Annotated in this window: 21 protein-coding genes and 1 pseudogene; 18 read left to right on the top strand and 4 right to left on the bottom strand. The window is 59.8% G+C overall.

Features of this window, described 5'->3' with window-relative positions:
* Positions 1-205: 205 nt before the first annotated feature.
* Positions 206-976: a GntR family transcriptional regulator gene (locus NVV93_RS16080; RefSeq protein WP_258251645.1), complete on the top strand. Its 771-nt coding sequence runs from the start codon at positions 206-208 to the stop codon at positions 974-976.
* Here NVV93_RS16080 and smpB read toward each other — a convergent pair whose 3' ends face one another.
* Complete coding sequence (smpB, locus tag NVV93_RS16075; protein ID WP_119892257.1) at positions 977-1,459, bottom strand: SsrA-binding protein SmpB; 483 nt, start codon at positions 1,457-1,459, stop codon at positions 977-979.
* A 168-nt stretch (positions 1,460-1,627) separates the two neighbouring features.
* Between smpB and NVV93_RS16070 the strand changes: the two genes are divergently transcribed.
* Both NVV93_RS16070 and NVV93_RS16065 read left to right on the top strand, forming a co-directional pair.
* Positions 1,628-2,062: a type II toxin-antitoxin system RatA family toxin gene (locus NVV93_RS16070; RefSeq protein WP_258251644.1), complete on the top strand. Its 435-nt coding sequence runs from the start codon at positions 1,628-1,630 to the stop codon at positions 2,060-2,062.
* Positions 2,025-2,375 carry an RnfH family protein gene (locus NVV93_RS16065; RefSeq protein WP_375162894.1) on the top strand — a complete coding sequence of 117 codons (351 nt, stop codon included), beginning with the start codon at positions 2,025-2,027 and terminating at the stop codon, positions 2,373-2,375. Before NVV93_RS16070 ends, NVV93_RS16065 begins: the two co-directional genes overlap by 38 nt.
* 54 nt (positions 2,376-2,429) lie before the next feature.
* Here NVV93_RS16065 and NVV93_RS16060 read toward each other — a convergent pair whose 3' ends face one another.
* Positions 2,430-2,957: an outer membrane protein assembly factor BamE gene (locus tag NVV93_RS16060; RefSeq protein ID WP_258251643.1), complete on the bottom strand. Its 528-nt coding sequence runs from the start codon at positions 2,955-2,957 to the stop codon at positions 2,430-2,432.
* Positions 2,958-3,054: 97 nt separating this feature from the next.
* Between NVV93_RS16060 and fur the strand changes: the two genes are divergently transcribed.
* Positions 3,055-3,459, top strand: coding sequence for a ferric iron uptake transcriptional regulator (gene fur, locus NVV93_RS16055; protein ID WP_258251642.1), 405 nt, complete (start codon positions 3,055-3,057; stop codon positions 3,457-3,459).
* A gap of 63 nt (positions 3,460-3,522) precedes the next feature.
* Here the strand turns inward: fur and recN are convergent, their stop codons facing one another.
* Positions 3,523-5,196, bottom strand: a complete 1,674-nt coding sequence (gene recN, locus NVV93_RS16050) for a DNA repair protein RecN (RefSeq protein WP_258251641.1) — start codon at positions 5,194-5,196, stop codon at positions 3,523-3,525.
* A 158-nt stretch (positions 5,197-5,354) separates the two neighbouring features.
* Between recN and grpE the strand changes: the two genes are divergently transcribed.
* The 8 genes from grpE to NVV93_RS16010 all read left to right on the top strand — a co-directional run bounded on the left by grpE (position 5,355) and on the right by NVV93_RS16010 (position 15,508).
* Positions 5,355-5,921 (top strand): nucleotide exchange factor GrpE, encoded by a 567-nt coding sequence (gene grpE, locus NVV93_RS16045; RefSeq protein WP_258251640.1) that lies wholly within the window; start codon positions 5,355-5,357, stop codon positions 5,919-5,921.
* A 97-nt stretch (positions 5,922-6,018) separates the two neighbouring features.
* Positions 6,019-7,935 carry a molecular chaperone DnaK gene (dnaK, locus tag NVV93_RS16040; protein ID WP_258251639.1) on the top strand — a complete coding sequence of 639 codons (1,917 nt, stop codon included), beginning with the start codon at positions 6,019-6,021 and terminating at the stop codon, positions 7,933-7,935.
* Between the two features lie 122 nt (positions 7,936-8,057).
* Positions 8,058-9,182 (top strand): molecular chaperone DnaJ, encoded by a 1,125-nt coding sequence (gene dnaJ, locus NVV93_RS16035; RefSeq protein ID WP_258251638.1) that lies wholly within the window; start codon positions 8,058-8,060, stop codon positions 9,180-9,182.
* Positions 9,183-9,241: 59 nt separating this feature from the next.
* Positions 9,242-10,045: a 4-hydroxy-tetrahydrodipicolinate reductase gene (gene dapB / locus NVV93_RS16030; protein ID WP_258251637.1), complete on the top strand. Its 804-nt coding sequence runs from the start codon at positions 9,242-9,244 to the stop codon at positions 10,043-10,045.
* 184 nt (positions 10,046-10,229) lie between these two features.
* Entirely contained in the window at positions 10,230-11,366 is a 1,137-nt protein-coding gene (gene carA / locus NVV93_RS16025) for a glutamine-hydrolyzing carbamoyl-phosphate synthase small subunit (protein WP_258251636.1), read from the top strand.
* A gap of 35 nt (positions 11,367-11,401) precedes the next feature.
* Positions 11,402-14,623: a carbamoyl-phosphate synthase large subunit gene (gene carB / locus NVV93_RS16020; protein WP_258251635.1), complete on the top strand. Its 3,222-nt coding sequence runs from the start codon at positions 11,402-11,404 to the stop codon at positions 14,621-14,623.
* Positions 14,620-15,096: a transcription elongation factor GreA gene (gene greA, locus NVV93_RS16015; protein WP_258251634.1), complete on the top strand. Its 477-nt coding sequence runs from the start codon at positions 14,620-14,622 to the stop codon at positions 15,094-15,096. Before carB ends, greA begins: the two co-directional genes overlap by 4 nt.
* A 22-nt stretch (positions 15,097-15,118) precedes the next feature.
* Entirely contained in the window at positions 15,119-15,508 is a 390-nt protein-coding gene (locus NVV93_RS16010; RefSeq protein WP_258251633.1) for a DUF4149 domain-containing protein, read from the top strand.
* Between the two features lie 19 nt (positions 15,509-15,527).
* On the opposite strand, the gene yhbY is transcribed toward NVV93_RS16010, so the two are convergent.
* Complete coding sequence (yhbY, locus tag NVV93_RS16005; RefSeq protein ID WP_258251632.1) at positions 15,528-15,842, bottom strand: ribosome assembly RNA-binding protein YhbY; 315 nt, start codon at positions 15,840-15,842, stop codon at positions 15,528-15,530.
* A gap of 86 nt (positions 15,843-15,928) precedes the next feature.
* Between yhbY and rlmE the strand changes: the two are divergent.
* The 6 genes and pseudogenes from rlmE to secG all read left to right on the top strand — a co-directional run bounded on the left by rlmE (position 15,929) and on the right by secG (position 22,069).
* Positions 15,929-16,556, top strand: a pseudogene (rlmE, locus tag NVV93_RS16000) (23S rRNA (uridine(2552)-2'-O)-methyltransferase RlmE).
* A 171-nt stretch (positions 16,557-16,727) separates the two neighbouring features.
* Positions 16,728-18,644, top strand: a complete 1,917-nt coding sequence (ftsH, locus tag NVV93_RS15995; RefSeq protein WP_258251631.1) for an ATP-dependent zinc metalloprotease FtsH — start codon at positions 16,728-16,730, stop codon at positions 18,642-18,644.
* An 8-nt stretch (positions 18,645-18,652) separates the two neighbouring features.
* The gene (gene folP / locus NVV93_RS15990; RefSeq protein ID WP_258251630.1) at positions 18,653-19,504 is read left to right on the top strand and encodes a dihydropteroate synthase; all 852 of its coding nucleotides are present in this window, start codon (positions 18,653-18,655) and stop codon (positions 19,502-19,504) included.
* A gap of 16 nt (positions 19,505-19,520) precedes the next feature.
* Entirely contained in the window at positions 19,521-20,858 is a 1,338-nt protein-coding gene (glmM, locus tag NVV93_RS15985; RefSeq protein WP_258251629.1) for a phosphoglucosamine mutase, read from the top strand.
* Positions 20,859-20,921: 63 nt separating this feature from the next.
* A complete protein-coding gene (gene tpiA, locus NVV93_RS15980) occupies positions 20,922-21,677 on the top strand; it encodes a triose-phosphate isomerase (RefSeq protein ID WP_258251628.1) in 756 nt (251 codons plus the stop codon).
* A 5-nt stretch (positions 21,678-21,682) separates the two neighbouring features.
* Positions 21,683-22,069 (top strand): preprotein translocase subunit SecG, encoded by a 387-nt coding sequence (gene secG / locus NVV93_RS15975; protein WP_258251627.1) that lies wholly within the window; start codon positions 21,683-21,685, stop codon positions 22,067-22,069.
* The last annotated feature ends 7 nt before the right edge of the window (positions 22,070-22,076 follow it).

Genomic DNA, 22,076 nt, shown 5'->3' with positions numbered 1-22,076 from the left:
TGTCGGCTAAATTGGTAATACCAATTTACAAAATCGACGGCTCAGAGTAAAAGCTCGGCGGAAAGGCTGTCAATTTGTCGCACTACGACTTTGGTCGAGAGGCGCCTTGGTGGCGTCCTTCGCTATGGTCTGACCAATTTTGCTGGAGGTTGCGCAAAGCCGCGAAATAGACGCGTGCATCGCTGCGGGCCGGGAGGGAAAGGTAATGAGCTTCAATCAGATCCAACCGCGCCGTTTGTCGGACGATATCGTCGCGCGCCTCGAGTCGATGATCCTCGAAGGCACGCTCAAGCCGGGTGAGCGCTTGCCGGCGGAGCGTGCGCTGGCCGAGCAGTTCGGCGTGTCGCGACCGTCGCTGCGTGAAGCGATCCAGAAGCTGGCGGCCAAGGGCATGCTGGTCAGCCGCCAGGGGGGCGGCAACTACGTGGTCGATACGCTCGGCTCGACCTTCAGTGATCCGCTGCTGCAGCTATTGGAGAGCAACCCCGAGGCGCAGCGCGACCTGCTCGAGTTCCGCCATACCCTGGAGGGCTCCTGCGCCTACTACGCGGCACTGCGCGCCACCGCGCCGGACCATCAGCGCCTGCACGAGGCCTTCGCCGCACTACAGGCCTGCTATGCGCGGGCGCCGACCCCGAGCAGTCGCGCCGAGGAGGGCGCCGCCGATGCGCGCTTCCATCTGGCGATTGCCGAGGCCAGCCACAACGCCGTGTTGCTGCACACTATTCGCGGCCTGTTCGACCTGCTCAAGCGCAATGTGGTGACCAATATCGGCGGGATGTACGCGCAGCGCGGCGAAACCCGCGACATGCTGATGAGTCAGCACCGGGCGTTGTACGAGGCGATCATCGAGGGGCGCGCCGAGGCGGCGCGGGAGATTTCCAGCCAGCACATCCATTACGTGCAGGAAGTGCTGTCGGAGGCACGGCGTGAGGTCGAGCGGACGGCGCGGGCGCAGCGCCGTCAGGGCCTGTGACTAGTCGTCCTTGCCCTTGCTGCGCACCGCGCGCTGAATTTCGCGATCGGAGTCGCGTTCCTTCTCGGTGTGGCGCTTGTCGTATTCCTTCTTGCCCTTGCCCAGGGCGATTTCGCACTTGATCAAGTGTGCTTTCCAGTACAGCGACAGGGCCACGCAGGTGTAGCCTTTTTGCTGAACGTTGCCGAATAGCTTGCCCAGTTCGCGCTGATTGAGCAGCAGCTTGCGGGTACGGATAGGGTCGGCGATCACGTGGGTGCTGGCGGTAGTCAACGGCGTAATGTGACAGCCCATCAGCCACGCCTCGCCGTCCTTGAGCAGCACATAGCTGTCAACCAGTTGGGCTTTGCCGGCGCGCAGACTCTTCACTTCCCAGCCAGCCAATACCAGGCCGGCCTCGTAGCGTTGCTCGACGAAATAATCGTGCAGCGCCTTTTTGTTCTGCGCGATGGTGCCTTGAGGGTGTTTCTTTTGCTTAGCCATAGGGCGCGCATTATAGGGAGATGCTCGCCGGCTGGCGACAGCCTAAGCTTGAGGCGGGTGGGTGAATCTCCGACAATGCGCGATCTTTTCTATCTGTACGGCTTTCTGCGCGAGTGGGCGGTGCTCGCTGCGTGACCTGAACGCTGTGTCGTTACGGAATACAAATACATGAGCACCCACATCCAACGCTCCGCTTTGCTGCCTTATCCTGCGCGGCTGCTGTTTGAGCTCGTCAACGATGTCGCGAGCTATCCGCAATTTCTCCCCTGGTGTTCGACAACCGAGGTGCTTGAGGCCAGTGATACGCATATGCTGGCGCGCTTGTCGATCGCGAAGGCCGGATTTTCCCAGCAGTTTGTCACGCGCAACGTTTTGTTGGCTGGGGAGCGGATAGAGATGAATCTGGTGGAAGGACCGTTCACCGAGCTGCATGGCCTGTGGAATTTCAAGGCGCTGACCGATAAGGCCTGCAAGATCAGCTTGGATCTATCCTTCGATTACGCGGGGCCGCTGGTGCGGGCCACCCTCGGGCCGTTGTTCAATCAGGCGGCCAATACCCTGGTAGATGCCTTCTGCCAGCGTGCCAAGCAGTTATACGGTTGATCTGGTGGAGAAAGTCATCGCGGTAGAAGTCGTCTACGCCCTAGCGGAGAAGCAGGTTCTGCTGCGCTTGAATGTGCCTTATGGTGCGACGGTGTGCGAGGTGGTGATGCGCTCTGGGCTGGAGGCACAATTCCCTGGCCTCGATCTGCAAAATTGTCCGCTCGGCATTTTTGGCAAGGCGGTGGCGAAACCCGACGAGCGCTTGGTTGAGGAGGGCGATCGGGTGGAAATCTACCGGCCGTTGATTGCCGATCCAAAGGAAGTGCGTAAACAACGCGCCGCGCGGGCGGCCCAGGCGAAGGCCAATAAGTAACTATCGAGGCATAAAAAAGCCCGGCACTTGGCCGGGCTTTTTTATGCCTGAGCTTTACTGGGGCGAGGTGTCCAGCGGCTCGGGAATCGGCACCGGATTGGTCTCGATCTGATCGACATCGCGCTGAATCTGCTCAAGGGTTGAGCCGGGTTTGGCCGGTTCTTCAGCCTTTGGCGCTTCGCTGGGCTGGGCCTGCGGCGCCGGGGTGACGGTGCCATCCTGGCCCAGGATTGCTTGGTCGCGGCTGACGCCCGGCATGAAGTCGCCTGAGAGGCCGGCCAACTGGTCGTTGTCGCTGAAGATGACGCTCATGCGCTCTTGCTGGCGCTGGCCGCCACCAGGTTGGATGCTGTACAGGTAGTCCCAACGATTGGCGTGGAAGGTGTCGCTGATCAGCGGATTGCCCATGATAAACCGCACTTGCCGACGGGTCATTCCGGGCTTCAACTGGTCTATCATGTCTTGTGTAACGACATTGCCCTGTTGAATGTCGATTTTGTAAACCCCGGGGAACGAACAGCCGGCGAGTGCGAGCAGTCCCACAAGGGTGAGACCAGTCAGCATGAGCTTGGTGTTTTGCATCGGTGGGTGACTTCCACTATCTTGGCTGGGCAACTTGACCACCGATCATACCCGTATTGAAGGCTGCTGCGAACCAGCCGCCACGAGAAAGCTCACCATGGTTGAAAATAGCGAACTACGCAAAGCTGGCCTGAAAGTGACCCTGCCGCGGGTCAAAATTCTGCAAATGCTCGACTCCACCGGGCAGCGCCACATGAGTGCGGAAGATGTCTACAAAGCACTGATGGAGGCTGGTGAGGATGTTGGTCTGGCGACTGTTTACCGGGTATTGACCCAGTTCGAGGCCGCAGGTCTGGTGGTGCGTCATAACTTCGATGGCGGGCACGCAGTCTTCGAATTGGCCGACGGTGGCCACCACGATCACATGGTGTGCGTCGATAGCGGCGAAGTGATCGAATTCTTCGACAGCGAGATCGAAAAGCGCCAGAAAGAAATCGTCAAAGAGCACGGTTTCGAATTGGTCGATCACAATCTGGTGTTGTACGTACGCAAGAAGAGATAAGTCGGTTTTTTACCGATTGTGGCAACTAAAAAGGCGACCTGAGGGTCGCCTTTTTGCTTTCTCTCAAGAGTTGGCGCTGCTGACCATTTTGCGTGCGTGAGCCAGCGACTCATCGGTGAGGTCGAGGCCGCCGAGCATGCGGGCAATTTCCTCGATGCGCCCGCCGGTATCCAGTTTTGCCACAGCGGTGTGAGTGGCGTCGACCTCGCGGGCCTTGTGCACGAACAGATGTTGATGGCCCTGGGCGGCAACTTGCGGCAGGTGGGTAACGGTCAGTACTTGGCCGCGTTCGCCCAGGCGTCGCAGCAGTTGGCCTACTACCTCGGCAGTGGGGCCGCCGATGCCGACGTCCACCTCGTCGAACACCAGGGTTGGAACTCGCGAGGTCTGCGCGGTGATGACCTGAATGGCCAGGCTGATGCGTGACAGCTCGCCGCCCGAGGCTACTTTGGCCAGGGATTTAGGCGGTTGACCCGGGTTGGCGCTGACCAGGAATTCAACCAGTTCGAGCCCGATGGGGTGTGGCTCTTGGGCCTCTAAGGGGCGCAGTTCGATATTGAAGCGGCCGCCGGGCATGCCCAGCTGCTGCATTTCGCGCTCTACCGCAATGGCTAGGGTGGCCGCTGCTTGTTGGCGCTGCTCGCTGAGTTGGTCAGCTTTTTCCTGATAGTGGCGCGCAAAGGCGGCCAGCTCGTCGGTCAGGCGTTCACCGGCCTGATCGTCGGCATTCAGGCCTTCCAGCTCTTCGAAAAGTTGCTGTTGCAAGGCGGCCAACTCGCCGGGCTGGATGCGGTGCTTGCGCGCCAAGGTGTAGATGCTGTCGAGCCGCTCTTCGATCAGTTGCTGGCGCTTCGGATCGGCATCGAAATGATCGAGAAAGCGCTTGAGTTCGCCGACTGCCTCTTCGACCTGAATTTGCGCGCTGGCTAATAAATTGGCCGCTTCACTCAGTGCGCCGGGTTGATGCTGGAAAGCGGTCAAGCGCTGCAGGCTGCCGGTCAGTGCTGAGAGCACATTGCCGGCGTCGTTTTCGCTGCATTGTTCGAGGACTTGCTGGCAGGCGCCGAGGAGTCGTTCGGCGTTGGCCAGGGTTTTGTGTTCCTGCTCCAGCTGATCCAGCTCGTTTTCGCCGAGCCCCAGATTGTCCAGTTCTTCCAGCTGATAGCTAAGCAATTGATGGCGAGCACGCTGCTCGTCACCCGCGCTGGAAATGCGTTCCAGCTCCTGGCGCGTTTGCCGCCAGCGTTGCGCGGCCAACTGCACCTGGCGAGCGAGCTCCTGGCTGCCGGCGTACTCGTCGAGTAGGCGGCGGTGGGTCTCCGGCTTCAGCAGCGACTGGTGTTCGTGCTGATTGTGAATGTCGATCAGCAGCTCGCCGAGCGCCTTGAGGTCGCCGAGTGGGCAGGGCGAGCCATTGATATAGCCACGCGAACGACCTTCGGCGGTGATGACGCGGCGCAGGATGCACGGACCGTCAATGTCCAGGTCGCGCTCGGCGAGCCAGGCACGCGCCTCGGGGATGGCATGCAGATCGAAGCTGGCCAGGATATCGGCTTTGTCTGCGCTCGGCCGCACTGCGCCACTGTCGGCGCGATCGCCCAGGGCCAGGCCCAGGGCGTCGAGCATGATCGATTTACCGGCACCGGTTTCGCCGGTAATCACACTCATGCCGCGATCCAGTTCGAGGTCGAGATGTTCGACGATGGCGTAGTTGTGGATAGAGAGATGAACCAGCATGACGATCCCCTGAGAGGTCTTTGCTGGGTATTTATACAGTAGTGGTTTTCTGCCTGACAAGCCGTGCATTGCACTTGAAGCGAAAAATTGCGCCCCCATATAGGCGGACAGAACAGTGGGTTATTCCCCGCGAAGAGACTCTAGTTAAGGAGGAACGCATGGCTGAAGAACAGATCCTGGATAACCAGAATCCCGAAGTAGAACCCGCAGCCGAGGCGGCGAGCGATGAGCTCGCGACCCGCGTGCAGGTGCTGGAGGAACAATTGGCGGCGGCCCAGGATCAGTCGCTGCGCGTTGTCGCCGATCTGCAAAACGTGCGCCGGCGTGCCGAGCAGGACGTTGAGAAAGCGCACAAATTCGCCCTGGAGAAGTTTGCCGGCGATTTGCTGCCGGTGATCGACAGTCTGGAGCGTGGCCTGGAACTATCGAATCCTGACGACGAAGCGCTCAAGCCGGTTCGCGAAGGGATCGAGCTGACCCTCAAGCTGTTCCACGACACCCTCAAGCGCTACCAGCTGGAGGCGATTGATCCGCATGGTGTGCCGTTCAATGCCGAGCACCATCAGGCGATGGCCATGCAGGAAAGCACCAACGTAGAGCCGGGTAGCGTGCTCAAGGTGTTCCAGAAGGGCTATCTGCTTAACGGTCGCCTGCTGCGCCCCGCCATGGTGGTGGTCAGCAAGGCGCCAGCGGGTACGCCACCTTCGATCAATGAGCAAGCTTGAAATCGGCGATCAGGCCCCCATCTGTTAAGCAAGCGAATTAGTGCTGCCGGGGTCCGCGATGCGGGCCGCGGCCAAAACCAAGTTTCGGGAGAGTGAAATGGGCAAAATTATCGGTATCGACCTGGGGACTACCAACTCCTGCGTCTCCATTCTGGAAAACGGCAACGTCAAGGTTATCGAGAACGCTGAAGGCGCGCGCACCACGCCGTCGATCATCGCCTACACCAATGATGGCGAAATTCTGGTCGGCCAGTCCGCCAAGCGTCAGGCGGTAACCAACCCGCACAACACTCTGTACGCGGTGAAGCGTCTGATCGGTCGTCGTTTTGACGAAGAAGTGGTCCAGAAAGACATCCAGATGGTCCCGTACAAAATCGCCAAGGCCGACAACGGCGACGCGTGGGTGGAAGTCAAAGGGCAGAAAATGGCCCCGCCACAGATTTCCGCCGAAGTCCTGAAAAAAATGAAGAAGACCGCCGAAGACTACCTCGGCGAGCCGGTCACCGAAGCGGTGATCACCGTGCCGGCCTACTTCAACGACAGTCAGCGTCAGGCCACCAAAGACGCCGGCCGCATCGCCGGTCTGGACGTCAAGCGCATCATCAACGAGCCGACTGCGGCTGCGCTGGCGTACGGCATGGACAAGGCCAAGGGCGACCACACCGTGATCGTCTATGACTTGGGCGGCGGTACCTTCGACGTGTCGGTGATCGAGATCGCCGAAGTCGACGGCGAGCATCAGTTCGAAGTGCTGGCCACCAACGGTGACACCTTCCTCGGTGGTGAGGATTTCGATATCCGCCTGATCGACTACCTGGTCGACGAATTCAAGAAAGAAAGCGGCATCAACCTCAAGGGCGATCCGCTGGCCATGCAGCGCCTCAAAGAAGCCTCTGAGAAGGCCAAGATCGAGCTGTCCTCGGCGCAGCAGACCGACGTCAATCTGCCGTACATCACTGCCGATGCGTCCGGTCCGAAGCACCTGAACGTGAAGATTTCCCGCGCCAAGCTGGAATCGCTGGTCGAAGACCTGGTGCAGCGCACCATCGAGCCGTGCCGCATCGCCTTGAAGGATGCCGGTATCGACGCGGGCGCGATTCACGATGTGATCCTGGTCGGCGGCCAGACCCGCATGCCGCTGGTACAGAAGCTGGTGAGCGACTTCTTCGGCAAAGAGCCGCGCAAGGACGTCAACCCGGATGAAGCCGTGGCCATGGGCGCCGCCATTCAAGGCGCGGTACTGGCTGGCGACGTCAAGGACGTGCTGCTGCTCGACGTCAGCCCGCTGACCCTGGGTATCGAAACTATGGGCGGCGTGATGACTGCGCTGATCGAAAAGAACACCACCATTCCGACCAAGAAGTCGCAGGTGTTCTCGACGGCTGATGACAACCAGGGCGCCGTGACCATCCATGTACTGCAGGGCGAGCGCAAGCAAGCCGCGCAGAACAAGTCGTTGGGCAAGTTCGACCTGGCTGAGATCCCGCCGGCGCCGCGCGGTGTGCCGCAGATCGAAGTGACCTTCGACATCGACGCCAACGGTATCCTGCACGTCGGCGCGAAAGACAAGGCGACCGGCAAGACTCAGTCGATCGTGATCAAGGCCAACTCCGGTCTGTCCGAGGATGAAATCGCGCAGATGGTGCGTGACGCCGAAGTCAACGCCGAGGAAGACCGCAAGTTCGAAGAGCTGGCCGGTGCGCGCAACCAAGGCGACGCGTTGGTGCATGCCACTCGCAAGATGGTCACCGAAGCGGGCGACAAGGCGACCGCAGACGAGAAAGCTGCCATCGAGAAAGCCCTTGGCGAGCTCGAAGTCGCGGTCAAGGGTGACGACAAGGCGGCCATCGAGGCCAAGATGAATGCCCTGTCCGAAGCCACCACACCGCTGGCGCAGAAGATGTACGCCGAGCAGCCGCAAGGCGCGGATGCCGCGAATGCAGCGGATGAGTCGAAAGGCGGCGCCGACGATGTGGTCGATGCCGAGTTCGAAGAGGTCAAGGACAACAAGTAAGCCGCCGGTTTACTTTCGCCCTGTCCGCTGAAGCCTGGCTTCGGCGGACAAGATCCGCCGCGCGGGAGTTCTCTCCCGCGTTGGCGTGTCTGGGGTAGACGAATTAAAGGTGTTGATGAGTTATGGCCAAACGCGATTATTACGAAGTGCTCGGTGTCGAGCGCGGCGCCAGCGAGGTGGAGCTGAAAAAGGCTTACCGACGCCTGGCGATGAAGCATCACCCCGACCGCAATCCCGACGACAAAGCGTCGGAAGAGAAATTCAAAGAGGCCAACGAGGCCTACGAAGTGCTGTCCGACGCCAGTAAGCGCGCGGCCTTCGATCAATACGGTCATGCCGGCGTCGACCCGCAGATGGGTGGCGGCGCGGGCTTTGGTGGCGGCGCCAATTTCTCCGACATCTTCGGTGATGTGTTCAGCGACTTCTTCGGCGGCGGTCGTGGCGGTTCGCGCGGCGGCATGCAGCGCGGCAGCGATTTGCGCTACACCCTCGAATTGGATCTGGAAGAGGCCGTACGCGGCACGACGGTGACCATTCGCGTGCCAACCCTGGTCAATTGCAAAATTTGCGAGGGCTCGGGCGCCAAGAAAGGCACCAGCCCAGTGACCTGTACCACCTGCGGCGGTATCGGCCAGGTGCGCATGCAGCAGGGCTTCTTCTCGGTCCAGCAAACCTGTCCGCGCTGCCATGGCAACGGCAAGATGATCAGCGACCCGTGTGGTGCTTGTCACGGCCAGGGGCGGGTCGAAGAGCACAAGACCCTGTCGGTCAAAGTCCCGGCTGGAGTCGATACTGGCGACCGGATCCGCTTGTCTGGCGAAGGCGAGGCGGGCGCCCACGGTGGTCCGGCTGGCGATCTGTATGTGGTCGTCAATGTGCGTGAGCATTCGATCTTCCAGCGCGACGGCAAGCATCTGTACTGCGATGTGCCGATCAGCTTTGCCGATGCGGCATTGGGCGGCGAGTTGGAAGTGCCGACCCTGGATGGGCGGGTGAAGTTGAAAATTCCCGAGGGCACCCAGACCGGCAAGCTGTTCCGCCTGCGCGGCAAGGGCGTGGCGCCAGTGCGTGGCGGTGCCGCGGGTGATTTGATGTGCCGGGTCGCGGTGGAAACGCCGGTGCATCTGGATCGTCGCCAGCGCGAACTGCTCGAGGAGTTCCGGAGTTCGTTGCAGGGTGACAACTCTCACTCGCCCAAAGCCAGTGGCTGGTTCGAAGGTGTCAAACGCTTCTTTGGCGATGTTTGATTGAGCGGTGCGTGCTGCGCTCCCGAATGGGCGCGGCGTGCGGCTAGGAGCTGAACGATATGCGACGTATTGCAGTGATGGGCGCCGCTGGGCGCATGGGCAAGACTCTGGTCGAGGCAATCCAGCAGACCGAAGGCGCCGGCTTGACGGCGGCGGTCGACCGTCCGGACAGCACGCTGGTGGGTGCGGATGCGGGCGAGCTGGCCGCGATCGGGCGGATCGGCGTGCCATTGTCGGCGGATATCGAGCGGGTGGTCGATGAGCTTGATGTCTTGATCGATTTCACCCATCCCTCGGTAACCCTGAAGAATCTGGACGTCTGCCGTAAGGCCGGCAAGGCCATGGTCATCGGTACCACCGGGTTTTCCGTCGAGGAAAAGCAGCGCCTGAGTGAGGCGGCCAAAGAGATTCCGATCGTCTTCGCGGCCAACTTCAGCGTTGGCGTCAATCTGTGCCTGAAGTTGCTGGATACCGCGGCACGGGTGTTGGGCGACGATGTCGACATCGAAATCATCGAGGCGCATCACCGCCACAAGGTCGATGCGCCGTCCGGCACCGCGCTGCGCATGGGTGAAGTGGTGGCGCAGGCGCTAGGACGCGATCTGCAACAAGTCGCGGTCTATGGTCGTGAGGGGCAGACCGGCGCTCGCCAGCGCGAGACCATCGGTTTTGCCACAGTGCGCGCCGGTGATGTCGTTGGGGATCATACCGTGCTGTTTGCCGCGGACGGTGAACGGGTGGAGATCACCCATAAGGCTTCCAGTCGGATGACCTTCGCCAAGGGTGCGGTACGTGCGGCGTTGTGGCTGGAAGGGCGCCAGGCGGGCCTGTACGACATGCAGGATGTGCTCGGTCTACGTTGAGATACGCCCGTCGGTCATGATGGCGGTAGACCAAAAAGGGGTTTTTCTGTAAGCTGCCCGCTTTAGTGTATCCACTAAAAGTTACGCAGAATGACTCAAATAAAAAAGCGGGGTGACGGTTCGAACGTCATCCCGCTTTTTTTCAAACTGCGTTTGCTCCATGCCTTGATTACGGGAGGTCTTCTTGACTAAGCCAGCCATACTCGCCCTTGCCGACGGCAGCATCTTTCGCGGCGAAGCCATCGGTGCCGATGGTCATACCATCGGCGAGGTGGTGTTCAACACTGCCATGACCGGCTATCAGGAAATTCTCACCGATCCTTCCTACGCCCAGCAAATCGTAACCCTGACCTACCCGCATATCGGCAATACCGGTACCACGCCCGAGGATGCCGAGGCGAACCGCGTCTGGGCCGCTGGCCTGATCATCCGCGATCTGCCGCTGATTGCCAGCAACTGGCGCAGCAAACAGTCGCTGCCCGATTACCTGAAGGAGAACGGTACCGTTGCCATCGCCGGTATCGATACCCGCCGTCTGACCCGCATCCTGCGCGAAAAAGGCTCGCAGAACGGTTGCATCCTGGTTGGCGACGACGCGACAGAAGAGAAAGCGCTCGAGCTGGCCCGCAGCTTCCCGGGTCTGAAAGGCATGGACCTGGCCAAAGTGGTCAGCGCCAGCGAGCAATACGAATGGCGTTCCGGTGTGTGGAATCTGGAGAGCGACAGCCACCCGGAAATCCCCGCAGCCGATCTGAAATACCACGTGGTCGCCTACGACTACGGGGTCAAACTGAACATCCTGCGCATGTTGGTCGCGCGCGGCTGCCGACTGACTGTGGTACCGGCGCAAACTCCGGCCAGCGACGTGCTGGCGCTGAATCCAGACGGTGTGTTCCTGTCCAACGGCCCTGGCGATCCTGAGCCGTGCGATTACGCGATCCAGGCAATCAAAGATGTGCTGGAAACCGAGATCCCGATCTTCGGTATCTGCCTCGGCCATCAGCTGCTCGCCCTGGCCTCCGGTGCGCAAACAGTGAAGATGGGCACCGGCCACCATGGTGCCAACCACCCGGTCCAGGACCTCGACAGCGGCGTGGTGATGATCACCAGCCAGAACCACGGTTTTGCCGTGGACGAGGCGAGCCTGCCGGCCAACCTGCGCGCCACTCACAAGTCGCTGTTCGATGGCACCCTGCAGGGCATCGAGCGGACCGACAAAGTCGCCTTCAGCTTCCAGGGTCACCCGGAAGCCAGTCCTGGCCCGCATGACGTCGCCCCGCTGTTCGACCGCTTCATCGAAGCCATGGCCGCGCGCCGCTAAGCCTGCCGACTGACCCAAGGATTCGAGTAAAAGACATGCCAAAACGTACAGACATCAAAAGTATCCTGATCCTCGGCGCCGGCCCCATCGTCATCGGCCAGGCCTGCGAGTTCGACTATTCCGGCGCCCAGGCCTGCAAGGCGCTGAAGGAAGAAGGTTTCCGCGTCATCCTGGTGAACTCCAACCCGGCCACCATCATGACCGACCCGTCGATGGCCGACGCCACCTACATCGAGCCGATCAAATGGCAGACCGTGGCCAAGATCATCGAGAAGGAGCGCCCGGATGCGTTGCTGCCGACCATGGGTGGCCAGACTGCGCTGAACTGCGCGCTGGACCTCGAGCACCATGGCGTGCTCGCCAAGTTCGGCGTCGAGATGATTGGCGCCAACGCCGACACCATCGACAAGGCCGAAGACCGTTCGCGCTTCGACAAGGCGATGAAAGATATCGGCCTGGCCTGCCCGGTTTCCGGGATCGCGCACAGCATGGACGAAGCCTATGGTGTGCTCGATAAAGTCGGCTTCCCGTGCATCATCCGTCCGTCCTTCACCATGGGCGGCACCGGCGGCGGCATCGCCTACAACCGTGAAGAGTTCGAGGAAATCTGCGCCCGTGGTCTGGACCTGTCGCCGACCAAGGAACTGCTGATCGACGAATCGCTGATCGGCTGGAAAGAGTACGAGATGGAAGTGGTCCGCGATAAGAAGGACAACTGCATCATCGTCTGCACCATCGAGAACTTCGATCCGATGGGCGTGCACACCGGCGACTCGATCACCGTCGCTCCGGCGCAAACGCTGACCGACAAGGAATACCAGATCCTGCGTAATGCCTCGCTGGCGGTCCTGCGCGAGATCGGCGTAGAAACCGGCGGCTCCAACGTGCAGTTCGGCATCTGCCCGGACACCGGGCGCATGGTCGTCATCGAGATGAACCCGCGGGTGTCGCGTTCCTCGGCGCTGGCCTCCAAGGCCACCGGTTTCCCGATCGCCAAGATCGCCGCCAAGCTGGCTGTCGGCTACACCCTCGACGAACTGCAGAACGACATCACCGGCGGTCGTACCCCGGCGTCCTTCGAACCGGCGATCGACTACGTGGTTACCAAGATTCCGCGTTTCGCCTTCGAGAAATTCCCCAAGGCCGATGCCCGCCTGACCACTCAGATGAAGTCTGTCGGTGAAGTCATGGCCATCGGCCGGACCTTCCAGGAGTCGGTGCAGAAAGCCCTGCGCGGCCTGGAAGTCGGCGTCAACGGCTTCGATCCGAAGCTCGACCTGAGCAATCCGGACAGCGAACACATCCTCAAGCGCGAACTGACCGTGCCGGGCGCCGAGCGCATCTGGTACGTGGCCGACGCGTTCCGCGCCGGCAAGAGCGTCGAGGAGGTGTTTGAGCTGACCAACATCGACGAATGGTTCCTGGTGCAGATCGAAGATCTGGTCAAGGACGAGGCGAAGGTGCAAACCCTCGGCCTGTCGAGCATCGACACCGATCTGATGCGCAAGCTCAAGCGCAAAGGTTTCTCCGATGCGCGTCTGGCCAAATTGCTTGGCGTTACCGAGAAGAACCTGCGCAGCCATCGTCACAAGCTGAAAGTGCTGCCGGTATTCAAGCGCGTCGACACCTGCGCCGCCGAGTTCGCCACCGACACCGCCTACATGTACTCGACCTATGAGGAAGAGTGCGAGGCCAATCCGTCGTCGCGCGACAAGATCATGATTCTCGGCGGCGGTCCTAACCGTATCGGCCAGGGCATCGAGTTCGACTACTGCTGCGTACACGCGGCACTGGCCATGCGTGAAGACGGTTACGAGACCATCATGGTCAACTGCAACCCGGAAACTGTCTCCACCGACTACGACACCTCCGATCGCCTGTACTTCGAGCCGGTGACCCTGGAGGACGTGCTGGAAATCGTCCGCGTCGAGCAGCCGAAAGGCGTGATCGTGCAGTACGGCGGGCAAACCCCGCTGAAACTGTGCCGCGCCCTGGAAGAAGCCGGCGTGCCGATCATCGGCACAAGCCCGGATGCCATCGACCGCGCCGAAGACCGCGAGCGTTTCCAGCAGATGGTCCAGCGCCTGAACCTGCGTCAGCCAGCCAACGCCACGGCGCGCAGCGAAGAAGAGGCGATTCGTGCCTCGAAGGTCATCGGTTATCCGCTGGTGGTGCGCCCGTCGTATGTACTGGGCGGCCGCGCCATGGAGATCGTCTATGAAGAAGACGAGCTCAAGCGCTACATGCGTGAAGCGGTGCAGGTCTCGAACGACAGCCCGGTGCTGCTCGATCACTTCCTCAACTGCGCCATCGAAGTGGATATCGACGCGGTCTGCGACGGCACCGATGTGGTAATCGGCGCGATCATGCAGCACATCGAGCAGGCTGGCGTGCACTCCGGTGACTCGGCGTGCTCGCTGCCGCCGTACTCGCTGCCGGCCCATATCCAGGACGAGATCCGCGACCAAGTCAAGAAAATGGCCCTGGAGCTCGGCGTGGTCGGTCTGATGAACGTGCAGATGGCCGTGCAGGGTGAGGACATCTTCGTCATCGAGGTCAACCCACGTGCCTCGCGGACCGTGCCGTTCGTTTCCAAGTGCATCGGCGAGTCGCTGGCCAAGGTCGCCGCACGCGTGATGGCGGGCAAGACCTTGAAAGAAATTGGCTTCACCAAGGAAATCATTCCGCCGTTCTACAGCGTCAAGGAAGCGGTATTCCCGTTCGCCAAGTTCCCGGGCGTCGACCCGATCCTCGGCCCAGAAATGAAGTCCACCGGTGAAGTAATGGGCGTCGGCGACAGCTTTGCCGAAGCATTCGCCAAGGCTCAGCTGGGTGCCAGCGAAATCCTGCCGACCAGCGGTTGCGCGTTCATCAGCGTCCGTGAGGATGACAAGCCGATGGTCGAGCAGGTCGCTCGCGATCTGGTCGAGCTGGGCTTCGAGGTAGTGGCCACTGCCGGTACCGCGCGAATCATCGAGGCCGCCGGCCTGCCGGTGCGCCGCGTCAATAAGGTGACCGAAGGTCGTCCGCATGTGGTCGACATGATCAAAAATGACGAAGTCACGCTGATCATCAACACCACCGAAGGCCGTCAGTCGATCGCGGACTCCTACTCCATTCGTCGCAATGCCCTGCAGCACAAGATCTGCTGCACCACCACGTTGGCAGGTGGTCAGGCGATCTGTGAGGCGCTTAAGTTTGGTCCAGAGAAGACCGTGCGCCGGCTGCAGGATCTCCATGCAGGAATCAAAGGATGACTAAATACCCTATGACCGTTCAGGGCGCTCGCGCCCTGGAGGACGAATTGGCGCATCTGACCAAGATCGTACGGCCGAAGCTCAGTCAGGATATCGGCACCGCGCGTGAGCTCGGCGACCTCAAGGAAAACGCCGAGTACCATGCTGCCCGCGAGCAGCAGGGAATGGTCGAAGCGCGAGTTCGCGATATCGAAGGTCGCCTGCAGAATGCGGTGGTAATCGATGTGACGAGCATTGCGCACACCGGCAAGGTGATCTTCGGCACTACCGTGGAGATCGCCAACGTCGAGACCGACGAAAGCGTGACCTATCAGATCGTTGGTGAAGACGAAGCGGACATCAAGCTGGGTAAGATTTCCGTAGGCTCACCCATCGCACGTGCGCTGATTGCCAAGGTAGAGGGCGATGTGGTGGCGGTGAAAACTCCGAGCGGTCTGGTTGAGTACGAGATTGTCGAAGTCCGCCATCTTTAATCGTCGCTCGTCCAAGGCGGCCATGATCAGCTGGCAACTGGCCCAGACATTCTGGGTCGGCGGCCTGTGGCTGTTGCACTTCGTTATGCTGCCGGCCTTGACCAAGATGGGTCTGGCGCCGCTGCTGATCGACGAAGTCGCCAATACCTTGAATCCGCTGCTGATGGGCTTCGCCGCGTTTTGCGCGCTGCTGCAAATGCTGGTGCTGTGGCCGACGCTCGGTACGCGTGGCATGCGCAGCGATACCCGTGCGCAGTTGCTGCTGACAGTGCTGGTCATGACGGCGGTGTATTTCGTCGTCCACACCGTAGCGCCGCAGGCCATGCGCTGGCTGCTGTTCAATTATCTGGTGGTGGCGTTGTGCGGTTTGCTGCTCGTGCTGCAGCCAGTGCCAGGAAGCAGGGCGCGCTAGACGCGCGCCAGTGCTTGGCTTACATGCCGCTGAAGCGGCTGATGTTGGACAGGTTTTTGTTCGGCTTGGGATTTTTGCGATACAGCAGAGCCATTTTGCCGATGACTTGCGCCAGTTCGGCGCGCCCGGCTTTGCACAGTTCGGCGATGACCGCGAGACGGTCTTCGCGCTCGGTGATGCGCAGCTGCACTTTGATCAGTTCGTGATCGCTGAGCGCTCGATCCAGTTCGGCGATCACTCCTTCGGTCAAGCCATTGTCCGCCACGATCAATACCGGTTTCAGATGGTGGCCAATAGATTTGTATTGTTTCTTCTGCTCCTGAGTGAGCGGCATAATCTGACCCCTGCGTCCGATCTGTTAAAACGGCGGCCAGTTTACCCGAGCGCCCGGTAACCGCCCAGCTAATCACGAGGTATCCCGTGGCCCGCTCCAAAACCAGCCAGTGTTGGCTGAAAGAGCACTTCGACGACCCTTGCGTCAAAATGGCGCAGAAGGGCGGTTATCGTTCGCGTGCCAGTTATAAACTGCTGGGGATTCAGGAGAAGGACCGCATCTTGCGGCCTGGTATGACCGTGATCGACCTCGGCGCTGCGCCAGGCGGCTGGTCGCAAGTCGCCAGTCGAGTGATCGGTGACAAAGGCACGCTGATCGCGTCCGATATCTTGGAAATGGACAGCATCCCTGATGTGACCTTCATTCAGGGTGATTTCACCGAGGATGCGATGCTCATGCAAGTCCTCGATGCTGTCGGTGGTAAACCTGTAGACCTTGTGATTTCAGATATGACCCCCAATATGAGTGGAGTAAGGGCCGCCGATCAGCTGCGCGCGATATTTCTCTGCGAGCTGGCTCTGGATCTCGCCGGCCGCGTGTTGCGTCCGGGAGGCGACTTCCTGATCAGGATCTTCCAAGGCGAAGGCTTCGATGTTTACCACAGGCAGGTTCGTGAATTATTCGACAAGGTACAGATGCGCAAACCCCTGTCGTCGCGTGACCGTTCACGCGAGCAATATGCTCGCCCGCGGTTTCCGCGGCGGACTAGAGTGAAACAAAGGAGCGTTGCTTCGGTCTGACAAGGCGGAACTGCCTCATAAAGGGTTACAGACCGCGCCTGCCCGGGGTGGGCGTTTGTAGTAAGTTAGGCAGGTAAACAACCAGCCAGTATGCAGGCCGCGTTTCGGGACGCGGGCTGCTTCAGAGGGTAGCTAATTGAACGACATGGCAAAGAATCTGATCTTGTGGCTGATCATCGCCGCTGTCTTGGTGACAGTGATGAACAACTTCTCCAGCCCGAGCGAGCCGCAGACGCTCAACTACTCGCAATTCATCGAGCAGGTGAAAGAGGGTGGCGTGCAGCGCGTGACCGTCGACGGTTACAACATTAGTGGCATCGGTACTGACGGCAAGCCGTTCACCACTGTGCGGCCGATGATCGAAGATCGCGGCTTGATCGGTGATCTGATCAATAACAACGTGGTCGTCGAAGGCAAAAAGCCTGAGCAGCAGAGCATCTGGACGCAATTGCTGGTCGCCAGCTTCCCGATTCTGGTGATCATCGCGGTGTTCATGTTCTTCATGCGCCAGATGCAGGGCGGTGCCGGTGGTAAAGGTGGTCCGATGAGCTTTGGCAAGTCCAAGGCGCGCCTGCTTTCTGAGGATCAGGTAAAGACCACCCTGGCTGACGTCGCCGGTTGTGACGAGGCCAAGGAAGAAGTTGGCGAGCTTGTTGAGTTTCTTCGGGATCCGGGCAAGTTCCAGCGTTTGGGTGGCCGAATTCCGCGCGGTGTGTTGATGGTTGGCCCGCCCGGGACCGGTAAAACCTTGCTGGCCAAGGCCATTGCAGGCGAAGCGAAGGTGCCGTTCTTTACTATTTCCGGCTCGGACTTCGTGGAAATGTTCGTCGGTGTCGGCGCCTCCCGTGTGCGTGACATGTTTGAACAGGCCAAGAAGCATGCGCCGTGCATCATTTTTATCGACGAGATCGATGCCGTTGGTCGCCATCGTGGTGCCGGCATGGGTGGCGGTCATGACGAGCGCGAGCAGACCCTTAACCAGTTGCTGGTAGAGATGGACGGCTTTGAGATGAACGATGGGATCATCGTCATCGCGGCCACCAACCGTCCCGATGTGCTGGATCCGGCGTTGCTGCGTCCGGGCCGCTTCGATCGCCAGGTGGTGGTCGGTTTGCCGGACATCCGTGGTCGTGAGCAAATTCTCAAGGTTCACATGCGCAAGGTGCCGGTCGGCGATGACGTCAAACCGGCGGTGATCGCCCGTGGCACGCCGGGGTTCTCCGGTGCTGACTTGGCTAACCTAGTCAATGAAGCGTCGTTGTTCGCCGCGCGTGCGAGCAAGCGCATCGTTGAAATGAAGGAGTTCGAGCTGGCCAAGGACAAGATCATGATGGGCGCCGAGCGCAAATCCATGGTCATGTCCGAGAAAGAAAAGCTCAATACCGCGTTTCATGAGGCTGGGCATGCGATCGTCGGACGTTTGGTGCCCGAGCATGATCCGGTTTACAAGGTGTCGATCATCCCGCGAGGTCGTGCTCTGGGTGTGACCATGTTCCTACCCGAAGAGGATCGCTACAGTCTGTCCAAGCGCGCGCTGACCAGCCAGATTTGCTCGCTGTACGGTGGTCGTATCGCTGAAGAGATGACCTTGGGTTTCGATGGTGTAACCACCGGCGCCTCCAACGACATCATGCGCGCCAGCCAAATCGCGCGGAACATGGTGACCAAGTGGGGGTTGTCAGAGAAACTCGGCCCGCTCATGTATGCCGAAGAGGAGGGTGAAGTATTTCTCGGGCGCAGCATGGGGACCCAACACAGCAATATCTCGGCCGACACGGCGAAGATGATCGACCTGGAAATACGCAGCATCATCGATCACTGCTACGGCACCGCCAAGCGCTTGTTGGATGAGAATCGCGATAAGCTCAATGCTATGGCCGACGCGTTGATGAAATACGAAACTATCGATGCTGAGCAGATCGACGACATTATGTCCGGTCGTGAGCCGCGTGAGCCGCGCGATTGGCAAGGTGGCGATGATGACGCTGGCAAGCCTGTTAGTCGCGAGAGTGAGATCGATCTGTCCGAGAAGCCCATCGGTGGCCCGGCTGCAGAGATCTAAGGCTTTCCATGTCCCTTAAGCAACATCCTGACCGGCTGCCGTGTGGTAGCCGGTTTCTTGATTTGAGCCATCCGCAAGTGATGGGTATCCTCAATGTTACCCCCGACTCTTTCTCCGACGGTGGTCGTTTCAGTCGCCTCGATCAAGCGCTACGGCATGCTGCTGCAATGGTTGCGGCAGGTGCCAGTCTGATTGATGTGGGTGGCGAATCGACGCGCCCAGGTGCGCGTGAGGTTTCGCCAATCGAGGAGTTGGAGCGGGTAGCGCCGATTGTCGAAGCTATTGCGGCTGAGCTCGATGTAATTATCTCGGTGGATACTTCTACGCCTGCAGTGATGCGCGAAGCGGCGCGACTGGGAGCTGGATTGATCAATGATGTCCGCTCGCTGCAGCGCGATGGCGCCTTGGATGCGGCGGCGGCTACTGGCTTGCCGGTGTGTCTGATGCATATGCGCGGCGAGCCGAGCACCATGCAGCAGGATCCGTACTACACGAACCTACTCGATGATGTGCGAGATTTCCTTGCGGAGCGCTTAGTGGCTTGCGAGGCGAGGGGGATTTCACGTGAGCGGGTGATCCTTGATCCTGGCTTCGGCTTTGCCAAGACCCTCAAGCACAATCTGAGTTTGTTCAGGCATCTTGAGTCGCTCCATGCGCTCGGTCGGCCGCTTTTAGTGGGCGTCTCGCGCAAAAGCATGGTTGGCCAGGTGATTGGGCGGGAAGTGAATGAGCGGTTGTATGGCAGTTTGGCTCTGGCGGCCCTGGCAGTTATCAAGGGTGCCAGCATTCTGCGTGTGCATGATGTGGCCGAGACTGTGGATACGGTAAGGATGATTGCCGCTGTGCAGGCGGCCGAATAAGAAAGGCGGAGTAGTTATGGGTAGAAAATATTTTGGCACCGACGGAATTCGCGGCCGAGTGGGCGAGTATCCGATTACTCCTGATTTTGTCCTCAAGCTCGGTTGGGCGGCCGGTATGGCATTTCGTCGTCAAGGCGCATGCCGAGTATTGATTGGCAAGGACACACGGATTTCCGGCTATATGTTCGAGTCGGCGTTGGAGGCGGGCCTTTCCGCTGCGGGCGCCGATGTCATGCTGCTTGGGCCGATGCCAACCCCTGCGATTGCTTATCTGACCCGTACTTTCCAGGCGCAGGCGGGCATCGTCATCAGTGCCTCCCATAATCCGCATGATGACAACGGCATCAAGTTCTTTTCCGGGCAAGGTACCAAGCTGCCGGATGAGATTGAGCGGATGATCGAGGAGTTGCTCGATGCGCCCATGACCGTGGTCGAATCGGCTAATTTGGGAAAAGTCTCGCGCATCAACGATGCAGCGGGGCGTTACATCGAGTTTTGCAAAGGCAGCGTTCCGAGTAACACCAGCTTCTCTGGTTTGAAGATGGTGATCGATTGTGCGCACGGTGCGGCCTACAAAGTGGCACCGAGCGTTTTTCGCGAGCTGGGTGCCACGGTATCGGTGCTGGGTGCGCAGCCCAATGGCTTGAACATCAACGCGGAGTGCGGTTCGACGCACCTTGCATCCTTGCAAGCCGCGGTGCTCAGCGAGCAAGCCGACATCGGCATTGCCTTCGATGGTGACGCCGATCGGGTTTTGATGGTTGATCATGCCGGGGCGGTGGTGGATGGCGACGAGCTATTGTTCATTATTGCGCGCGACCTGCTAGAGCGCGGCAAGCTCCGGGGTGGCGTTGTTGGTACGCAAATGAGTAACCTCGGACTTGAATTGGCTTTGGCCGATCTGGGCATTCCGTTCGTGCGGGCAAAGGTCGGGGATCGATATGTGGTTGCCGAGCTGCTCGAGCGCGACTGGCAGATCGGTGGAGAAAATTCCGGCCATCTGGTGTGTTTCCAGCACACCACCACGGGTGATGCGATCATCGCCGCGCTGCAGGTTTTGCTGGCGCTTAAGCGTCGTGATCAAAATCTCGCGGAGGCTCGCCAGGCAGTGCGCAAGTGCCCTCAGATATTAGTGAATGTACGTTTCGGTGGGGGTTCGGATCCCCTTACCCATCCCGCAGTCAAGGATGCGTGTGCGCGAGTCACAGAGCAGATGAAGGGGCGGGGTCGGGTATTGCTACGCAAGTCGGGTACCGAGCCGTTGGTGCGGGTAATGGTTGAAGGCGATGACGAATCGCAAGTGCGCGGCTATGCCAATGAGTTGGCTAAAGTAGTATCTGAGGTCTGCGCCTAACCGCTTGCCAGTGCTTAGGCTCTTGGGTAAGATCTGCGCCCACTTTGATCGACGAGGTAAGGCATGCGTCGCCCCCTGGTAGCTGGTAACTGGAAAATGCACGGTACCCGCGCCAGCGTCGCAGAGCTGATCAAAGGTCTTCGTCATTTGGCTTTGCCGAGTGGTGTTGATGTGGCGGTTTTTCCGCCCTGCTTGTATGTCAATCAGGTCATGGCTGGGCTCGAAGGTAAGTCAATTGCCGTCGGTGCACAGAACTGCGCGGTTGAGCCTATGCAGGGTGCGCTGACCGGCGAAATAGCGCCGAGTCAGTTGGCTGATGCAGGTTGTACGTTGGTGTTGGTGGGGCATTCTGAGCGTCGCCTTATTTTGGGCGAGCGGGATGAGTTGCTGAGTCGTAAGTTTGCCGCAGCGCAATCTTGCGGGCTGATACCGGTGCTCTGTGTCGGTGAGACGCAGGCGCAGCGCGAAGCCGGCAGAACGCTTGAGATTGTCGGGCGTCAGCTTGGTAGCGTGATTGAAGAGTTGGGCGTTGGTGCATTCACGTCAGCCGTAGTGGCTTATGAGCCGGTCTGGGCTATTGGCACTGGGTTGACGGCTTCGCCGCAGCAGGCGCAGGACGTGCATGCGGCGATGCGCGCTCAATTGGCGACCGAAAATGCAGAGGTCGCGCGCGGTGTAAGAATTTTGTATGGCGGCAGCGTGAAGGCGGCCAATGCGGCTGAGTTGTTCGGCATGCCGGATATCGATGGGGGGCTCATTGGTGGGGCCTCTTTGAATGCGGATGAGTTCGGTGCGATCTGTCGCGCCGCAGGAAGCTGAAGAAAATGCTGGAAACTGTAGTGGTGGTTTTGCATCTGTTGGCAGCGCTCTGTGTGGTGGTGCTGGTGCTGTTGCAGCAAGGAAAGGGTGCGGATGCTGGTGCCTCTTTCGGTTCGGGTGCTTCGGCCACTGTTTTTGGCAGTCAAGGTTCCTCTACCTTTCTCAGTCGCTTTACTGCTATACTTGCGGCCGCTTTTTTCATTACTAGCTTGGGCTTAGGCTACTTTGCTAAGGAAAAGGCTCAAGCATTGACGCAAGTAGGTTTGCCTGATCCGGCAGTGCTTGAAATTCCGCAACAAAAACCGGCTACTGATGATGTGCCGGTGCTCGAAGAGCATAAGCAGGCGACTGGTGATTCAGTCGATGTGCCGAAAGCTCCGGAGCAGAAGTAAACAGTTT

It is taken from the genome of Pseudomonas sp. LS44 (assembly GCF_024730785.1).
Lineage (GTDB): Bacteria > Pseudomonadota > Gammaproteobacteria > Pseudomonadales > Pseudomonadaceae > Aquipseudomonas.
This window is presented reverse-complemented; position numbering and strand designations above follow the sequence as displayed.